Origin of the sequence: Aeoliella sp. (assembly GCF_965227375.1) — a bacterium.
Lineage (GTDB): Bacteria > Planctomycetota > Planctomycetia > Pirellulales > Lacipirellulaceae > Aeoliella.
The window spans coordinates 342,068-359,940 of sequence record NZ_CBDDFX010000002.1; the positions used below are offsets into that span (position 1 = coordinate 342,068).

Annotated in this window: 12 protein-coding genes; 6 read left to right on the forward strand and 6 right to left on the reverse strand. The window is 59.6% G+C overall.

Going from position 1 to position 17,873, the window contains the following annotated elements:
• Positions 1–19 precede the first annotated feature (19 nt).
• From ACQK2L_RS14470 to ACQK2L_RS14480, 3 genes are all read right to left on the reverse strand, one after another.
• Positions 20–817, reverse strand: a complete 798-nt coding sequence (locus ACQK2L_RS14470) for a hypothetical protein (protein WP_425397734.1) — start codon at positions 815–817, stop codon at positions 20–22.
• A 465-nt stretch (positions 818–1,282) separates the two neighbouring features.
• A complete protein-coding gene (locus tag ACQK2L_RS14475; RefSeq protein ID WP_425397735.1) occupies positions 1,283–2,116 on the reverse strand; it encodes an ABC transporter permease in 834 nt (277 codons plus the stop codon).
• Between the two features lie 2 nt (positions 2,117–2,118).
• The gene (locus ACQK2L_RS14480) at positions 2,119–3,132 is read right to left on the reverse strand and encodes an ABC transporter ATP-binding protein (protein ID WP_425397736.1); all 1,014 of its coding nucleotides are present in this window, start codon (positions 3,130–3,132) and stop codon (positions 2,119–2,121) included.
• Positions 3,133–3,264: 132 nt separating this feature from the next.
• Here ACQK2L_RS14480 and ACQK2L_RS14485 point away from each other — a divergent pair, with 132 nt between their 5' ends.
• The 5 genes from ACQK2L_RS14485 to ACQK2L_RS14505 all read left to right on the forward strand — a co-directional run bounded on the left by ACQK2L_RS14485 (position 3,265) and on the right by ACQK2L_RS14505 (position 9,170).
• Positions 3,265–4,080: a hypothetical protein gene (locus ACQK2L_RS14485; protein WP_425397737.1), complete on the forward strand. Its 816-nt coding sequence runs from the start codon at positions 3,265–3,267 to the stop codon at positions 4,078–4,080.
• Positions 4,081–4,168: 88 nt separating this feature from the next.
• Positions 4,169–5,341 (forward strand): leucine-rich repeat domain-containing protein, encoded by a 1,173-nt coding sequence (locus ACQK2L_RS14490; protein WP_425397738.1) that lies wholly within the window; start codon positions 4,169–4,171, stop codon positions 5,339–5,341.
• Positions 5,342–5,482: 141 nt separating this feature from the next.
• Positions 5,483–6,736, forward strand: coding sequence for a leucine-rich repeat domain-containing protein (locus ACQK2L_RS14495; RefSeq protein ID WP_425397739.1), 1,254 nt, complete (start codon positions 5,483–5,485; stop codon positions 6,734–6,736).
• Positions 6,733–7,926 (forward strand): hypothetical protein, encoded by a 1,194-nt coding sequence (locus tag ACQK2L_RS14500; protein WP_425397740.1) that lies wholly within the window; start codon positions 6,733–6,735, stop codon positions 7,924–7,926. The genes ACQK2L_RS14495 and ACQK2L_RS14500 overlap by 4 nt, the downstream gene beginning before the upstream one ends.
• A 14-nt stretch (positions 7,927–7,940) precedes the next feature.
• Entirely contained in the window at positions 7,941–9,170 is a 1,230-nt protein-coding gene (locus ACQK2L_RS14505) for a leucine-rich repeat domain-containing protein (protein WP_425397741.1), read from the forward strand.
• 1 nt (position 9,171) lies between these two features.
• Here the strand turns inward: ACQK2L_RS14505 and ACQK2L_RS14510 are convergent, their stop codons facing one another.
• Both ACQK2L_RS14510 and ACQK2L_RS14515 read right to left on the reverse strand, forming a co-directional pair.
• The gene (locus tag ACQK2L_RS14510; RefSeq protein ID WP_425397742.1) at positions 9,172–14,070 is read right to left on the reverse strand and encodes a M56 family metallopeptidase; all 4,899 of its coding nucleotides are present in this window, start codon (positions 14,068–14,070) and stop codon (positions 9,172–9,174) included.
• Positions 14,067–14,465, reverse strand: coding sequence for a BlaI/MecI/CopY family transcriptional regulator (locus tag ACQK2L_RS14515; protein ID WP_425397743.1), 399 nt, complete (start codon positions 14,463–14,465; stop codon positions 14,067–14,069). Before ACQK2L_RS14515 ends, ACQK2L_RS14510 begins: the two co-directional genes overlap by 4 nt.
• A gap of 314 nt (positions 14,466–14,779) precedes the next feature.
• Here ACQK2L_RS14515 and ACQK2L_RS14520 point away from each other — a divergent pair, with 314 nt between their 5' ends.
• Entirely contained in the window at positions 14,780–17,257 is a 2,478-nt protein-coding gene (locus ACQK2L_RS14520) for an FG-GAP-like repeat-containing protein (protein WP_425397744.1), read from the forward strand.
• 80 nt (positions 17,258–17,337) lie between these two features.
• On the opposite strand, the gene ACQK2L_RS14525 is transcribed toward ACQK2L_RS14520, so the two are convergent.
• Positions 17,338–17,844: a hypothetical protein gene (locus tag ACQK2L_RS14525; RefSeq protein WP_425397745.1), complete on the reverse strand. Its 507-nt coding sequence runs from the start codon at positions 17,842–17,844 to the stop codon at positions 17,338–17,340.
• Positions 17,845–17,873 lie beyond the last annotated feature (29 nt).

A 17,873-nucleotide genomic window follows, 5' to 3' on the forward strand; every position in this document is an offset into this window, starting at 1 on the left:
CCACTGGAGACCTCCCCGATCACCCGACTTTCGCATCCCCACGCAACCATGCGACCACATACTCTGCATACGCGTCCCATATTTCAGGGAAGCGTGTGACATTCGGAATATGGTTGACTTCGAGTAAATGGGGCCTGTCATCGTTAGTGACTATGTAGTCATTTGCTACGACTTCAAGTCCGAAACCGCGAGCGATGTTCCTTGTGTCAGCGACTAGTCGCGGATCGGGTGTCATGAAACTTGCTGTGGGATCGTGGATCGACTTCAACCACTCGGTGCCTTCCAGCTTGATCTGCCAGTAGCGATCTCCAATGATCACAACACGTACTGATTCGCCCTCGAGGAAGTGCTCGATAATCGCCGGCTCCTCGGGCCGATAGCTACCATTGAATCTTGCCTTGTTTTCGCCGCAGTGCCAGTTCCCCCATTTGGCCACCCGCTCGACGGCGGAGTCGTATTCCACGTTGGCGCTGGCAAAGCCACGCTGGGGTGATGGAAACTGGCTGAGTTGCAATGCACGAACCAGGCACGGAAGCTTCAGACGGCAATCCATCATGCCCGTGGCGTTAGGCAGGCAGGGACCTCCCCACAACGCCAAGCCGGCTATCAGGTCATGATCATTTTCGAAGATGCCATGGAAGACTACTCGGGAGGTCGGAAGCATGCCGAATCCCGATGGAGACTCAACAAAGAGTTCACCATCACGGACCATGATTCGCGGCAGCGTATCGTGCGCGCAGAAGGGCTCCGCGATGCGATTTCTAAGATCAGCGATCTGCGGTTCGTCCAGCCCGATAATGCAAGGTCGGCGTTTCATGACACTCCGCGGGCGGAGCATTGCCCGCTATCCTCCCCGGTAGACGAAGCGTTGGTTTGCAGTTTTCGGCGCTGCCGAAGCCGGTATTAGACAGTGCCTAACGGCCGAAGGTTCACGCGCGAGTTGAGCCCAGCGCGTATCGGCTCGCAATGATTGCCGCCAGCAACAACAAAGCGACCGGGCCCCAGTAGAACGTCATCAGTGCGCGGCAAACCGCTGTGAATCCACTGCTACTAACCGAGTCGGGACCGAGCCCGTCCCTCAGTACCCAGCAAAATGGGCCTACGAAGACGACCCAGACAAACAGGGCAGCCGCCGACAGACTCAGAACCGCTTCGCCGACCATTGCCGTGACCGATCGGCGGGGAGGATCGTAATTGGCTGTGGTTTCAGACGAGTACTTCGATCTCGGAGATTGATAAGGGTTCATTACTGTGCGAAGAATACGCAGTGGCGACTCGGCTGCTAACCCCCGTATCCGCTATACCGGTTGAACCCTCGCTGCATCGCCACTCGGCAGATGATGATGAACACGATGACCCAGATGGCTTGGACGATCAGGCCGTTGATGAGTTCGGGGCCGGTGATCTTGCCCAGGAACACCGCGGCTGGGAAGTAGGCCAGGTACTGCAGTGGCTGGTAGTGGGCCACTGGTTGCAGCCAGCCGGGAAGGAACTCGGTGAGGAACGTGAGCGGGAACATGTGGCCGCTGAAGAAGAAGTTGAACAGCATGTACACGAACAGCAGCGAGCTGACTTCCAGGAACCAAAAGCCGATCATGCCGATAGCCGCTTCGAGGAAGAATCCCAGCAGGAACGCCATAATGAGCGACATCACAAACGCAGCCAGCACCGGGGCAGGGGGCCAGCCGGCGGTGAAGAAGTCGCGGCACAGGTAGAACACCAGCGCGAACGGAATGATGGCCACCGCGTAATACACCAACTTGTGGGCGATGCGTGCGAGGAGCAGAAAGCCGATCAGGTCAATCGGCTGGATCAGAAACTTCTTAATCTCGCCCTCGCGAATCTGCCGCGCGATGCCCGACGCGAGTCCTGGCATGCTGGAGAACGCGCGGCCGACCATCGTAAGCAGGTAGTAGGCGATCACGTCCTTCCTACTGAAGCCGCCAGGCAGTTCCTTGACGCTGGCGGCGGCGTACACGGCGGTCCATAGGAAGATCTGCGTGATGATCGGCATGAACCGCATCAACGTACCGAGCATGAAGTCGCCCCGATAAACGAGCCGCTCTTCGATGCAGATGCGGAGGATGGTCCACCAAGTTTGAGCTTTTGCAAGCATGGCTACTGCGCAGCTCCCACTTCTTCGTGCTGGGCTAGTTCGCTTGACTGAGTAAACAGGTCGGCGATCACTTCTTCCAGCGGCGGGTCTTCGACGCTTACGTCTTCCACCGAATGGTCGGCCAGCACGGTAGACAGGATTCGCGAAATGTCGGCCCGCTCGACGCGCAGCTTTACCTTGGGCGGCACCAGTTCGATCACTTCGCCGTACCGACCGAGGTCGCTCGGAACGTGGTCGTCGGCGAACTGCAGCGTAAGTACCTTGCTTGTGCTGAAGCTATCGATCACACCAGCGAGCGAGCCGTCGTACATGATCTGTCCCTGAGCAATGATCACCACCCGCTTACAAAGTGCGGCGACGTCCTTCATGTAGTGGCTGGTCAACAGGATCGTGATCTTGCGGACTTCCTGGTAATGCTTAAGGAATTTCTGGATGTTGTGCTGGGCGATCACGTCGAGGCCGATCGTCGGCTCGTCGAGGAACAACACCTCGGGCGAGTGCAGCAGTGCGGCGATCAGCTCCATCTTCATGCGCTCGCCGAGCGACAACTCGCGGACCGGCTGGTTGAGCAGCTTGCCGACGTCGAGCAAATCGGTCAGCTCTGCCAGCGTGCGATCGAAGTCGGCCGGCTCGATGCGATAGATCTGCTGGTGCAGGCGGAACGACTCGGCGGCTGGCAGATCCCACCACAATTGGTTCTTTTGGCCCATCACCAGGGCGAAGCGGCGGCGGTACTCGTTGGTTCGCTCCCACGGCACGAAGCCCATCACCCGGGCGTCGCCGGCCGAGGGGCTGATGACGCCGGACAGCAGCTTGAGCGTGGTGGTTTTGCCAGCACCATTGGGACCAAGGAAGGCGACGAACTCGCCCTCGTCCACGGTCAGATCGATGCCCCGCACCGCGTGTACGTCGCGGAATTCGCGACTGAACAGGCCCGTGAGCGACGCCCAAAGTCCTTCCTGCTTCTGATAAACCCGGTAGGACTTCTTCAGCCCGCTGATTTCGATGACGGCCATAGCCACCGATTATAGACCGCGGCCTCGGCTGCGGGTAGGACACACGATTCTGCGAGCCTTTCGGTGCAGGGCGATTCCGATTACGCTGTGTGGTTTGCGTTCACCCGTCCGGTCTCGCCCGATACCCACCCGATGAAGCTGCTCGACTGGTTAGAGCGACGATTGTCGCGGTTCGCCATCCCGAACATCACGCTGCTCCTGATCCTGGGGCAGGTGGTGGTGTACGTGGTGAGCTGGCCGCAAATGCGACCCGATGGCGGGGCGCCGCTGTTGGACAACATCGAGCTGGTGCCCAACCAAGCAATGGCCGGCGAGTGGTGGCGGGTGCTCACGTTCCTGATCTTCCCGCCAATCACCAATCCGCTGTTCGCGTTCTTCGCGTGGTACCTGTTCTACCTGATGGGCACGGCGCTGGAGAACGTGTGGGGCGTGTTCCGCTTTAACGTGTTCCTGTTGATCGGTTGGGTAGCGTCGGTGGCCGCTTCGTTTCTCGCGCCGGCCGAAGTCGCCAGCAACGCCTTCCTTTACGGAACCGTATTCCTGGCGTTCGCGAGGTTCTATCCCGAATTTGTGATCAACCTGTTCTTCATCCTGCCCATCAAGATCAAATGGCTTGCGCTGCTAATGTGGCTGGGCTATGCGGCTCGGTTTGTCACTGGCTCTTGGGTCGACAAAGTGCTGATCATCGCCGCGGTGTTGAACTATATCCTGTTCTTCTGGCGCGATCACTGGACCGCTGCGCACGATCACCGACGGCGACTGAAGTTCGCCACCAAATCGGCCAAGGTCAAGGCCATTGTGCATCAATGCGTCGTCTGCGGGCGCTCGAGCGCCGACGAGCCAAAAACTTCGTTCCGCTACTGCTCGCAATGCGCCGGCCAGCAGTGTTACTGCCCCGACCACATCCGCGACCACGAACATGTGGCCGAGCCCGTGGCGAACGAGTAGACTGAGGGGTGGAATAGGCTGGGGACTGTGGGGCGAATATACCCAACTGCTCTCCATCCATCCGTTGCCTCGCCCTTGGATGTTCGCCATGAACTGCCTCCAACTATTTGTTGCGCAAGCCATTGCGTCACCCCCGCCAGGACCGAGTTGGACCGCCTACTGGTTTGCCTTCTTGATCGTTGTCGTGTTGGTGCTCTTGCAGTTGTGGATCCTGTGGCGCATCGGCTCGCTGGTTCGCGTAACACGACAGCTTCAGCAGGGTAGTGGCCAAGGCCAGCCCGTCCCTGGGCCTCTAGGCTTCTTGCGATTTCGCATGCGGACCATGCTGGTCGCCTTCACCATCGCGGCGGTGTTGCTCGGTCTTTTCGCCAACGAGTTTTCCCGTGCTCGGCGGCAGGGAAAAATTGTTGAACACCTGCAGATATCTGCCGACTTCAGAGAATACGATGGAGTGCACTACCAATTGGGCAAGTTGGGCGATAGCAAAGTCGCCAGTCTAATCTGCGACTGGGTGCATCCGCACTTCGGCTGCCGACTGACGCGACTGGTCCTCGAAGGCGACCGGTCTCGCGTGGTGACCACGCCGGAGTTGGAGGCGGACTTCCTGGCGAGCCTGGCAGATCTGCGCGATCTTGAAGCACTGCAGATCATCCAGGGCGATCTTACCGACGAGGAGCTGGAAGCCATCTGCAGCCTGCCAAAGCTCTACAAGCTGTCGCTCTCCGAGTGCAACCTCCCGCAGCATCTGGGGCAGCAGCTAGAGAGGTTGCCCCAACTTCAGGAACTCGAACTCAGTAGTTGTCACCTCGTGGACGAGGCCATTCAGGGCATTGGCAATCTGAAACAGCTCAGGCGACTGTCGGTGCGCTCGAATCGCTTGACCAATAGCTCGCTACGTGAGATTGCGAGGCTGCATACTCTCGATGTGCTGGACGTGTCGGACAATCCAATCGACGATGCGGGAGTAGGTCAACTGCTGAAACTCAAGAAACTCGTCCGACTGCATGTCGGGCAATCCAACTTAACCCCCACGGCGGTAGCCAAGCTCGACCAGCTTCCTCGGCTCCGATACCTGAATCTCGTTGGTATCGAGTCCATACACTGGAACGAGAGGGGCGAACCCGAGGCGTTTCTGGAAGAGCTTAGAGAGAATCCCCTCATCGAGATCGATTGGGATTATGGAGCCGGCCACGGCGAACCGTGGGAACTGCGGGACAACCGGCCCGGTTCGTTGTACTTCGGGGGCGGTGGAGTGTTTTGAAATTGCAGACAACAAGGGAATCCGCGATCACGAACAAGTGGTCGAGCCGGCACTGAACGAGTAGACTGAGGAGGGAATAAACCAGGCGCCGCAGGGCGAACGTCCTGGGCCAGTGTTCCTCTCCTACCAAGGGGCGACGTCATGCCCGCCGACCTCCAAGTGAGTTATTCGCCGGTCGTTCCACCGTCGCCCGGTGGACCGCGCGCTCCGGACACGTATGACATCTCCTGGCTGCTGCTGTGTGTCTGTTTTCTCTTGTTGTTTGTCCTGCTCGCGGCGTGCGGCTGGCTGATGTGGCGGATGAGTTCGCTGGTGCGGGTAGTGCAGCAGCTGCAATCCGGCGATGGCAACGCAACCAGCGTCCCTGGCCCATTTGGCTTCTTGCCGCGGTTCAAGATGCGTACGCTGCTGGCGATGTTCACCGTCGCGGCGATCCTGCTCGGGCTGTTCGCCAAGGAGTTCGCCCGCGCTCGGCGGCAGGGACAGATTGTCGAGCAAATGGAGATGACCGACGCATTCGACACGTTTGGTTCCTCCTACTACGAGCTCGGCATGTTGGGCGACAGCTACGTGGCCGGGCTAATGTGCGAATGGGTTCACCCCCACTTCGGCTGCCGCCTGACGCACCTGAGTCTCGATCTGGAAACCGGTTACTATGCCCAGTCGCACCCCATTGAGACGGCTGTGCTGGAGCACGTCGGCGAATTGCGCGACTTACAGGCCCTGCGAGTCGCCAACTACCATTTGCTCGATGAGAATATCGAGGCCATTGCGCGACTGCCAAAACTAAAGATGCTCTCGCTGGCAGGCTGCAGCTTGCCACAGGGCGCCTTGGACAAGCTCGGCGGCATCGACACCCTGGAATACCTCGACTTGTCGAACTGCAATCTACACGACTCGGAGCTTGCCGCGTTGGGCCCCTTGAACAGACTCGAGTTTCTTTCGCTGGCATACAACCAGCTGACCGATGAAGCCACCGAGCATCTCGCGCAGCTTACGCAGCTGCGCATTCTCTCTCTGGAAGGCACGGATATCACCAGCGCCAGCGTCATCGAGCTTGTCCGCCTCGACCAATTGACCGAGCTGAATCTCGCCAAGACAGAGGTGGACACACAAGGCGCAGAATTCCTGGTGGAGCTTCCCAACCTGCGGAGCCTGAACCTCGCTCAGTGCCACAACCTGACAGGCCGAGATGAGCCTTATGTTGAAGATGCACTTCGAGAGAATCACCGACTGAGCATCGAATGGGACGAACCGAACGACGAGTCGGAAGCGTGGGATTTCTACGACAACCGTCCAGTTGGTCCTCAGTGGCGTGACTCTGGCAGCGTCGGTGCGTTTGGTTCGTCAAGCTATGTTCCCGCCCCACCCACTTCCAACAGCAGCAGCGAATGACAGCTTTCGGCATGTTCAGCCTCGCCTCGAGCTACGTCGCGCCGGCAAATGGTCCGACGTCGGCTTCCGCCACGCCCTACGGGTGGGCGGTGGTGGTCATGGCCGTATTGCTGCTGCTGACGATGCTAGTCTGTGCGTGGCTCGTATGGCGGGTCCGCACGCTGGTGCGCGTGGTTCAGCAAATCAACGACAAGGAAGCTCCTGACGTCGCGGTTCCTGGGCCGCTCGGCTTCCTGCGTTTCAAGATGCGCACGATGCTGATCGTGTTCACTCTCGCGGCAGTGGTCCTGGGGATGTTTGCCGCTGAACTCTCCCGCGCCCGGCGACAGGCCGATGCGCTCGATCGGCTGATGGTTAGTAGCCAATTCTTTGGAGGCGAGACAACGTACTACCGCCTGGGCCGACTGGGACGAGGCAAGCTGGCGACGCTGGTGAACCAGTGGATTCACCCTCACTTCGGCTGCCATCTGACGCATCTGGAAGTCGGCCAGGCGATTAATCGGTTTGGTCAGATGCCTTCCCACCAGGTAGACCTTGCCGCGCTCGGCAGCCTGCGCGAGTTGGTGGATCTGCGAATCCACGGCCAGCAAATCAACGAAGACGACATCGAAGCCATCGCCAGGCTGACGAATTTGAATCGCCTGATAATCACCGACTCGACACTGCCCACAGGAGTCGTGCAGCAGCTTCAGCAGCTAGAGCAACTGGAAATGCTCGAACTGTTGAGTTGCAACCTGGAAGATACGGATGTCGCTGGCGTCGCGAGGCTCAAGAAGTTGGAAGAGCTGTCGCTGGGGTTCAATGCGCTGACGGACAAGTCGCTTGTCGAAATCGGCCAACTGCCGCGTCTGAATGTCCTGTTACTGACTGGCAACAAGGTGACGACCGATGGCCTCGAGCATCTGGTGACTTTGCCACAACTCTCTCAGCTGAGCCTTTCGTACACCGATGTCGACCAGAATTGTGACAAACCACTGCTCGACATGCCCCAGCTACGTTACATCAACTTGGCGGGATGCAATTCGATTCCGATTGCCGAAGTGGATCGTCTCAGCAACCGGTTGGCGGGGAACACCCGTCTCGATATGGAGTGGACTTCGCCGCGACCGAAACTCAAGCTGGAGGGATTCACCGACAACCGTCCCACCATGCCCGACTGGTCGACCGCCCCCGGCGGTGGGGCGTTCTAGTCTTGGAGTAAACGATGGATGCGGTATTTGAAGATTTGTATATCCCGAACGGCGAAACCACGTTCTCCGTGGCGCCGGGCGAATCACTTGGCATCCCTATTCAGCAACCGAAATCCACCGGTTGGGACGTCGCGCTCACGGTGCTCAGTTTGCTGGCCATTTTGCTCGCTGCGCACCTCTGGTGGCGACTCCGTGCGCTGCGGCGCGAGGTGCGCCAGTTGGCCAGTCAAGTGGTTGATGGTTACACCCCACCGCCCAGCCGCTTTGGCCTGCCGAAGTTTGGTATGCGAACCTTGCTGGTCCTTGTCACTCTGGTGGCAGTTGTCCTTGGTACGTTTGGTAGCGAGTTGATGCGCGCGCGACGCCAGTCGCGGGTATTGGAAGAAATAGAACAGGCGGGAAAGTTCGGCACTAATGTGGCCTGCGCCTACCAACTTGGTCTATTGGGCGATGGAGCTTTGGCCCAGGGAATATGCCAGTGGATCCATCCCCACTTTGGTTGTCGGCTGCAGCGATTGTCGCTGAACTTCACGAACCATTTGAGCTTCTCCAACCGACATACGGAGGAAGGACAGCGAATCCAAGGCGATGTCGATCTGATCGGCCTTTCCACCTTCCGTGACCTGGAAGAGTTGCAGCTCTCCCAGGCCGATTTGGGCGATGAGTCACTGCAGGCGATCACCAGCCTAAAGAAGCTCCGCCGACTGTCGCTCATCGACTGTCGCTTACCTGAGAACTCCGTTCGGGAGCTTGCGAAACTTCCCAATTTGCGGTCGTTGCAACTTCGATACTGTAGTGTGACCGACGAAGCGCTTGCCGGTCTGGAACGGATGACCGAGCTGCGGGAATTGAATCTCTCTGAAAACCCTTTCTCTGACGCCTCGGCCGAACGACTCACCAACCTCGAGAAGCTCACCACGCTTAATCTGGCGGGTGTGAAAGTTTCCGGCGCGACCATGGAAAAGCTATCATCGCTCCCCAAGCTGCAATCTCTCGATCTGCAGCGGACCGAAGTCGATCTCGATGTCCTGCAGCCGTTGACCGAGATCGCGTCACTGCGATACGTCGCGCTGTTCGGCAGCAAGGTGGGGTGGCAGCTCAAGCCATCGGAACACAAGCAGGCCGAAGAGGTTTTCGGCGACCATTCGGCCGTGAAACTTCACTGGCACAGCTTGAAGAATGAAGCGCTTTGGAACTTGTACGACAATCGTCCCGGCGTATCCGGCAACCCGTTTGCGTTTTGAGCTACTCTTCCACCACGAACAGCAGTTCCACCTTCCGCTTGCCTTTGGTGAACTCGAGGCCGGTCTGCTTGGAGATGTTTCGCAGCACTGCCACGGGATCGTGATCTCGGCGGCGATTCTCCTCGTTGTGCGGGGATTGTTCGTACTTTCTCCAGGTAAGCCGGCGTCCGGTCGGCACGTCCAACTCGTTGACGATTGGCATACCAATCCAGTCGCCCACCGCGTTGAGGAATTCGTCGAAGTCGCCGAGCCCGTTGCCAACGAACTGGTCGGGTAGCGACTTCGTGCCGAACACCTGAATTGGGTCACTGGCTCCGCGGCGTTGTCCCGCTTCTTCGTCCTCCAGCGGACTGTAGTGATATCGACCGCTCACGACGTAGACGTCGCGCTCGACCTCGCGGAACTCAAGCTTCACGTTCATACCAAACTCATCGCGTAGGATGGCCTCGACCTGGGCAACGACTTCATCGCGGTCCGCACTCCGCCGAAGAACCCAGTCGCCGGGCAGTCGCTTATTGAGAAGCCTATCCGGTCCATCCATCTGAGGCGGTTTGATCCGCAGTAGGGCGTTCATCAGCTCCTTGAGCGTATATCCCGGATTGTCTGTATCGCCGTAAGTTGTCGACCACCGCGTGAGGTTCTCGCCGTCCCAGCGAAAGGTCATGGAGGTTGGCAAAGAGGAGTCCGCCTCGGCATTTCGATCCAAGCGGTGCCATTCTCCGCGAAGCGGCGCAAACGGCGGGGCAACCCGACCGACCACCTGGTGCTCCGCCAAACCGTAACCATTCAACAGCGCCATCGAGTCGAGTAGCGACTTCAGTGTGTCACTTCGGTCTTGGTACGAGATGGATGGTAGATTTGTGTCCTCGGCTTTGCGCTGGAGGGTGAAGTTTACGTCGTCGGTTGGTTGTTGATTCTTCCGCACCTTGAGTATCCTGGCCTCCTCCTGCCGCTCAAACTCGGGTGGCATCGAGCCGAGGTGCAGTCCGAACGTCCCGCTCGGCAGACGTAGCGTGTACGAACCATCTGCTTTGGTCGAATCGCGCCGGACTTCGTGGTGCGTACGATTCTCGACGAGTGCTGCAATGGAGACGCCCTTCACTGGCTCGCCCTCTGGGTCCGTTACCCGACCCGATACGGTCACTCCAGCTTCCAACTGCAGGTCCAGCGTCTCTCGACTACCGGGCGAGAGGAAGAATGGTTCGCTGGGGCATACAATCCAGCGCTGCTGTGGGTCGCGAATCGACACAACCAAGTCCCATTCGGGTAGCCCCCGCAGTTCGTAGCGACCTTCCGCGTCGGTCACGGTGCGGAAGGTGGTTAGGAATCCAACAGACTGATTCAAGCTGGCTTGAATCCTCGCCGCGACCTCGATATCCGCTGCCGGCAAACCGTCGGGCGTGGTGATTTGACCTGTTAGCACCCCTTCGGCAACACACTTTAACTCGAGCGGACCCTTCAGGTTACCTGTGTCTCGGTTGTGCCACTGGGCTTCTGCCACACCTTCGGCTTCACCCACCAGCGTTAGGCGCCCCTCGACCGGTACATCATCGATGCGAAACGTGCCATCGGGTGCAGGCTTCCGCTCGAATAGATGGGGCAGGGCGGTGTCGAGCGTGGCGAACGAATAATGGCGGGGGAAACTCTTGAAATCCATCTCTCCAGGACCAGTCTTCACCGTCAAATACCTGACGGATAGTCGGACCTTCGTCGGATCGAATCCCTCGGGAACCGTCACTTTGCCAGTCAACGCTTGCGAACGCCGCATTTCGATCTTGCCTTCAGCGTTAAAGGGGTCTTGATTCTTCCAAGTAGCAGAGCGACCCACGCCCACCAGCTTGCCCGGCAGGCGGGCGTAGTAGAAGCGGTCGTAGTTGCCCTCGTCGCTGGTGAACACCGCCGGGTCGCACTCGGCGTGGCCTTCGCTATTGGTAGTGAATGGGCCGTGCTGCTGGTAAACCCCGTCGTCGCCACCGGTGTGCTGAAACACGTAGACTTCGGCGCCTGCTACTCCGTTGCCTTTGGAGTCGACGCAGAGGATGGGCACTTTGGGCGCAGTTTGCGAAGACTTGTTCTTGCTACCGGATTCCAAGGCACGCTTTGCCAGCCTCAGCGACTCTTGCGATTCCAACAGCTCGCGTTTAGCTTGCAGAATCTCCTCCTCCAACACGGCGCCGCCCGCTTGATGCATTTGCTCCAGCATCTCCACGTTCTTCTGATTCGCAGCAAACGCTTCGGCCATGAACTTGGACTCTTCCGCGTCGCCCTGAATATGGGCGAGTTCGGCCTGGGCGACAGCCAGCCGGCCCTTGGCCAACACTTCATCGCGAAGCGAGCTCTCGCCTGTTCGAACTCGCATTTCGACGATGGCGAGTTCCTTGCGGCAGGACTCGACAACCCCTTCTTGATACTTGATGGCAGCTTCATCAAAGTCGTTCGACTTCAACTTGTCGACACGGTTTGTTTTGCCGTCAGCTAGCGCACTCTGTGCGCGCCTCAGTCGTTCCTTCGCTTCGGCCCGCTGCTGCTGTGCCGCGAGCACATCTTCCAAGGGAACCATACCCGTCTTGTACGCGGTCTCCAGAATTTCAACATTCTCTTGAGCTGCTGTGCTTGCTTCGGTGTAACGTTGAACCGCTACTTCCGCATGCCCTTGCTCGTCCGCCAGTTCCGCCAACGCGGCGGCCACCGCGTATTGAGCCAGAATCACGTCGCTTCGTGGCCTCTGTCCCTGCTTGAATCTGCTCTCAGCGAGTTGGAGCACCTCCCGCGTCGACTTCACCAGCTCTTCGAGATACGCGATCCGCTCAGCGTCGGGAACGGGCCGTGATGGCTCGAAACTACTCTGCAACTGCTCTTCCACCTCGGCAATCTCACGCGTGATTGCTTCTTCGTCCGGCGCGGCGTAGAGGAACACACCGTGCGCAGGTTCATTGGGGTCGAGCAGACTCTGCACAAGGTCGTCGGAGTAATTGGCTTCCAACACCTCGATCTCGACATAGTAGCCAGGCTCATCGGACTTTCGCTCCGGATGTCCGCGATAGTCGGTCCGCGACCCAATGACCCGCCAAGAGTCTTTGTATTTCTTAAGTCGCGTGGCGTTCCACTCCGAGTGGAGTTGATCGGTATCAGCATCGATTCTCTGCATGCGGGTAGGGAACCAATCGTGCTTTGCGCTCAGCCAGACGACGAAGTTAGAACGAATGCCGGGTTCTCCGAAGGAGAACCTCAACTGCGCGTCGTCGCCGCGCCAGTCGAGCTGCACTTCTGTTTCACCTAGCTCGATTGCCTTGGTTAGCGGCCGTCCATTGGAGTACATCGACAATGGCAGCACGCCCAGAATCGGTTCGGCCCAGCTATAGGTCATTACCCCGGTGGCGTCCTCCGTGATGCGTGGTGCGTCATCACCCCCTGGATTGTCGTGCGACACCACGGTCACCACCTCGCCATCACAGAACCAAGCCGCCTGTGAGGTGACCTCGTGGTCGATGAGCGAAATCTCCTTGCGCATCCACTTGCCAGCGTCGCCCTGAACGTACTCCATCAGGTCCTGGTGCAGTCGGCCGTTGCCCCATGGCAGGGCCTCCCGCATTTCTGGGCTCGCCTCCTCGTCCATGCCAATCGTCTTGAGCGCCGTCAGGTAGTGGGGCAGGTGGGCATTCTCGTACGCAGCGAACCTGGTGAGCAGTTCATCCAGCGTCGGCCTGTCGGAAACTGCCTCGGCTGCGTTGTCGATCTTGTCGTGGTCTTCGACAGTAGCCTGCGACTGCGCGAACACGCCGCAGCCCACTAGCATTGCTACGCCTACGAGCCACATCGCACCGCGCGATAGCCGCACCGGCTCGGTGAGTGGCTCGCCGAACAACCGCGCCACGCGGCGACGCAGTTCCGACGGAGTGCGACCTGTTGCGGCGAGTGTGGCCAACTCGGCGCACGTGATCCTGGGCCGCGCGAGTTCCACCACCCGCAACAGCGTGCTCGCGTACTCAAGGCGCGCCTCGCTTGTGGCATTCACTTGCCGACAAGTCATTTCATCGCAGCAGTACTCGCGCAGCGATCCGATGCGGCGACTTAGATACCAGAGCGCGGGATTGAAGAACAGCGCCACCTCGGCCACGCGTTGCAGCAGGTTCACCCACAGGTCGTAACGTCGCACATGCGCAAGCTCGTGCAGCAGGATCATCTCCAATTCGCCGGCCGAGAGACCGGTTACGGCCGAAGCCGGAAGTAGGATCGTGGGTTTCACGAACCCCACGACCGTCGGCACCACCACGTCGCACGACGAGGCCAGCGTGCATCGCAGTCGCATGGCGAGCTCGCGCGACAGTCGCTCGAGCGTTTGAGCAAGCGGGCCAGTGGTTATTGGCTGCGACTTGCCGCGGAGGCGTTCGGTGCGGTGGATGCTTCGCACCAACCGCAGCAGCATCAGCGCCACGCCCAACAGATAGGCCGCGCTAACCCACGCAGCGATGCTTGGCCACCAGCTTTTGATTGGGGTGCTCGGTTCGAGGTTGGCCACCTCGGGCGCCGGCACCGCGTTGGGCAGCAGCGCTGCGGAATCAGGTTCTGCCATCTGTGGCTGCGGCTCCACCGGCGTGACGCCTCCGACCGGTGCGGCCGACGATTCGACAGCATTATCGGTAGCTTCAACGGGTGCGGGCTCGTTCGGCGTGGAGGTTGGTGGGGAATACAGCATGGCGTAGGTTACCGGTAGCGCGGCAAGGCACACTACCAGCCCAGCGACGTACAGAGCGTAGAGCCGTTCGACCGATAGACGCCGCGCCAATCGGCCGATGCACCACAACAGCGCCACGGCCAAGCTCACCTGCCACAGCGAGTGAACGAGCGTCAGGCAAAGCGCGGCACTAGCTTCGGAATTGAACCAGGTTAGCGGGTTCATTGCTGTTGCTCCTTGGCTTTGCGGCCTATCAAGCGACGAAGCTCGGCCAGCTCCTCGGCGTCGAGGTCCGACGATTCAATGAGGTTGAGCATCATGGCCGCCGGCGAGCCGTCGAACGCCCGCTTCACCAGATCGGTCATCATCTGCCCGGTCACTCGCTTCTTCTGAACCTTGGGCGAAAACAGAAACGCCTTGCCTTCCTTCTTGCGATTCACCAAGCGTTTGCGGTGCATGATGTTCAGCATGGTGATCACGCTGGAGTGGGCCAAGGTGCGCCCCGCATTGGACTCGAGCCTCGCCCGCACTTCGCGCACTGGCAAGGGTGACTCGTCCCACAGCACCTTGAGGATCTCGAGCTCCAGCTCGGTAGGATGTTCGGATTCGGGCCGAGGCATGCTGGCTCTCCTGACGCAAGCAGAACGATCATCGAATTATTTAGATGATCCTATCGATGCTCCATCGCCGAGTCAACGGAATCTTCTAATTTTTTCGACGATCAGGTGGGCATCCCCATTTGCAGTGACTCTGGCACGCAGTGGTTTCACCACTTGTGGGACCAAAAGTTCCGGATTTCGGGCTCGATCGCAGACCTCGGCGTCCAGGTTTGGTTCGAAACTGCAACTTGTTGGTATGCTGCGAAGATCCGAGATACAATGGCGTCCACAACCTGGAGGGGCACTCATCGACTTGGCAACTTTAGGGTATTGGCATGCGACATCGGTATGTTGGGGACCGGCGGCGTGGATTCTTTGAGCAGCTGGAAGGGCGGAACCTGCTGGCCCTGGTAGGCGACGCGCCCGATCCCTATCCCGAAGCCAGCGTCACCGCGTCCACAGGTCCGCGGCTGGGCATCTCGCGAGCCACCGACGACGGGGTCGAGTTCAGCGCTATGCTGGTCGGCCAGCTCGACGCGCAGCTTGTGCTGACGATCTCCGGCGCCAGCAGCGGCGCGATACTCGACGCGTGGATCGACTTCGACCAGGACGGCTCGTTCAGCGGCGCCGCCGAGCAGATATTCGACTCTCTCGACGTGAGCAACGGCGCAATGCTACTGGAGTTCGACATCCCGGCCATCGCCGAAGACGGAATCACCTACGCACGGTTCCGCGTGAGCAATGGATCGATCGTCGGCGGGGTAGGGCAGGGGGGTGACGTGAACAACGGAGAGGTGGAGGACTACGCGATCGAGATACTGCCGCCGGCCATCACCGATGGCACGTTTGGCTCGGCGCGTACCGTGTCGCCTACCAACACGGCCAACGGAGTCGTCGACGTGCTGGCCGCCGACATCAACAACGATGGGCGGATGGACATCGTTTCCAGCTCGCACCTGGACGGCGAAATTGCCGTCTACCAATCCAACGCGAGCTTCAGCAACTGGTCGCGAACGATCGTGGAAACGGTCGCACCCAGCGGCGCTCCCTTCGAAGTCTCGCCGGTGGGCCTGGCGGTAGCCGACCTGGATGGCGACGGTGACTTGGACCTGGCCTCGGCATCGGCCTCCGACGACACGGTTGCCTGGTACCGCAACGACTCGTCCGGTTCGAGCTTGTCGTTTACCAAATTCACTATCACCAACACGGCCGACGGCGCCCGGGCGGTGGTCGTGGCGGACTTCGACCAGGATGGCCGACTGGATCTTGGGAGCGTCGCCCTGGTAGACAACACCATTCGCGTGCATCGCAATACCGGAGGCGGAGGCAATTCGCAGTTCAACACGATGACCGCCGCTTTCTCGCCGGGCAGCGAGCTATCGGACATTTACGCGGTCGACATCGACACCGATGGGTTCATCGACCTGGTGAGCATCTCCGCCGGCGCGAACGATGTGTTCTGGCACCGAAACGATGGCACTCCGTTCGTCGGCACCTGGAATTCGAGCACGATCATCTACAACGGCCCGAACTCGACCGGCGCCCCGTTCGGATCGGGAGTGTTCGCAGGGCACATCAACGGCGACGCTCAGATCGACGTGGTGTACACCTCGTTTGCCGAGAATCGCGCCGACTGGTCGGCCAATCCAGGTTCCAGCGGCAGTTGGACCGGCCCGAATTCGGTGGACACGGGACTCGACGGAGCCAACCCACCGTTTGTGGCGGACGTCGATGGCGATGGCGACATGGACGTCGTGGTGCCAGCGTACGACGACGACAATATAACCGTACACCTGAACAACGGCAGCGGCGGGTTCACACTGAGCGACACAACCAGTTTCTTCTCCACACCTACCAACGTGGTGCTGGCCGACATCAACGGCGACGGCGCGCTCGACCTGGTGGCCGGCGGCAACGACAACGATCGGGTGAGTTGGTGGGAAGGCGAAGTGGTACCGCCAGAAATCGTCGTCACCGGAAACGACCTAACCATCAGCGATGGCGACGGCACCCCCCGCTCGGCCGACGGCACCGACTTCGGGGCGGTAACGCTGGGTTCGATCGCAACCCAGGAGTTCGTGATCGAAAACGATGGCACGGGACTGTTGACGCTGGGCGAAGTAACGTTGCCGAGCGGCTTCCAAATTGCCGCGCCGCTGGAAAGCATCCTCCTGCCGGGTGAGTCAACGGGGCTTTTGATCCAGCTCGACACCGCCACGCCGGGCTACTATTCTGGCCAGCTGAGCATCGCCAACAACGACCCGAACGAAGACCCGTACAACTTCGCCATCCGCGGTGCAGTGATCACCGTGCTAGGCGACTACAACCTCGACCACAAAGTAAACCTGGCGGACTACACGGTGTGGCGCAACTCGCTGGGCGCACTCGTGCCGCGCCACACCGGCGGCGACGGCAACGGAAACGGCGTCGTCGACTCAGCCGACTACGCGGTGTGGAAAACTCACTTCGGCGAGTCGATCCCCGCGGCCACGACGAGCGAACCCGCCACGATCGCCGCGCCTGCGGCGTTCACTACCACGAAAGCGGCCGCACCGGATGCTTCACCACCAAGCATTCAAGTCGAGCGAGGTTTGCTGGACGAGAAACGACAGCCATCCAGCACCGCGCTACCGCAGAACGCCGAACCACTTGGCTCCACTTCGTTGCCTCTCGACGTGGCCTTCGCCGAAGAAGACGATACGTCCAGCACTCAAGCTTCCAGCAGCCAGCAGGAAGATAGGGAAGGGCAGGTGGGCAAGTCGCCGTTCGAGCCATTGGATTTGGCCCTCGAACTGCTTGGCGACACGCTGTAGGTTGGTGACAAAAGAGAACAGCTCCAAGCCTCGCGGCGTGGAGCTGCTGGGAGTTTCGTTTGGCGAGACACAAAGCGGCACTATTGCTGCTGCAGCTTCATCATCTCTTCGAACTTCTTGCTCTCTTCCTGCGTTCGCTTGAAGTGCTTGTGAATCAGCTTCACCACTTCCGGATCGTCGGAGGTAATGAGCGTGACACTGCCAAAGCCGGTTTCGACGTCTTCCATGTTGGCTCCGGCCTCCATCAACGCGCCGTACGACTTGCAGAAATTGCACAGCGGCAGATCCTTTCCTTCGCTGGCCATTTCCGTCATCGAATCTTCCATCGTCTTGCAGACCGCATCCCAACGCTTCTTGTGCTTCTCGGGCACCGCGGCGGTCATGATGCCGCCGTTCTTAATCAAGTGGTTCTCCCACTGTACTTCCATCAACATGTCCATGTTGTCGCCCAGGTGCTTACAGCAGGTGCAACCTTCCATATCGAACCAGGGCTCGGACTCCGCCGTCTTCTCGTCCGCCGCCACGGCCCAGGCGCCGAGGGCAGCCACACCGAGAACCAACGCGAGACTCATGAATCGTTTTTTCATCGTCTGCTCCTTGAAGAAAAGGTCGGAAA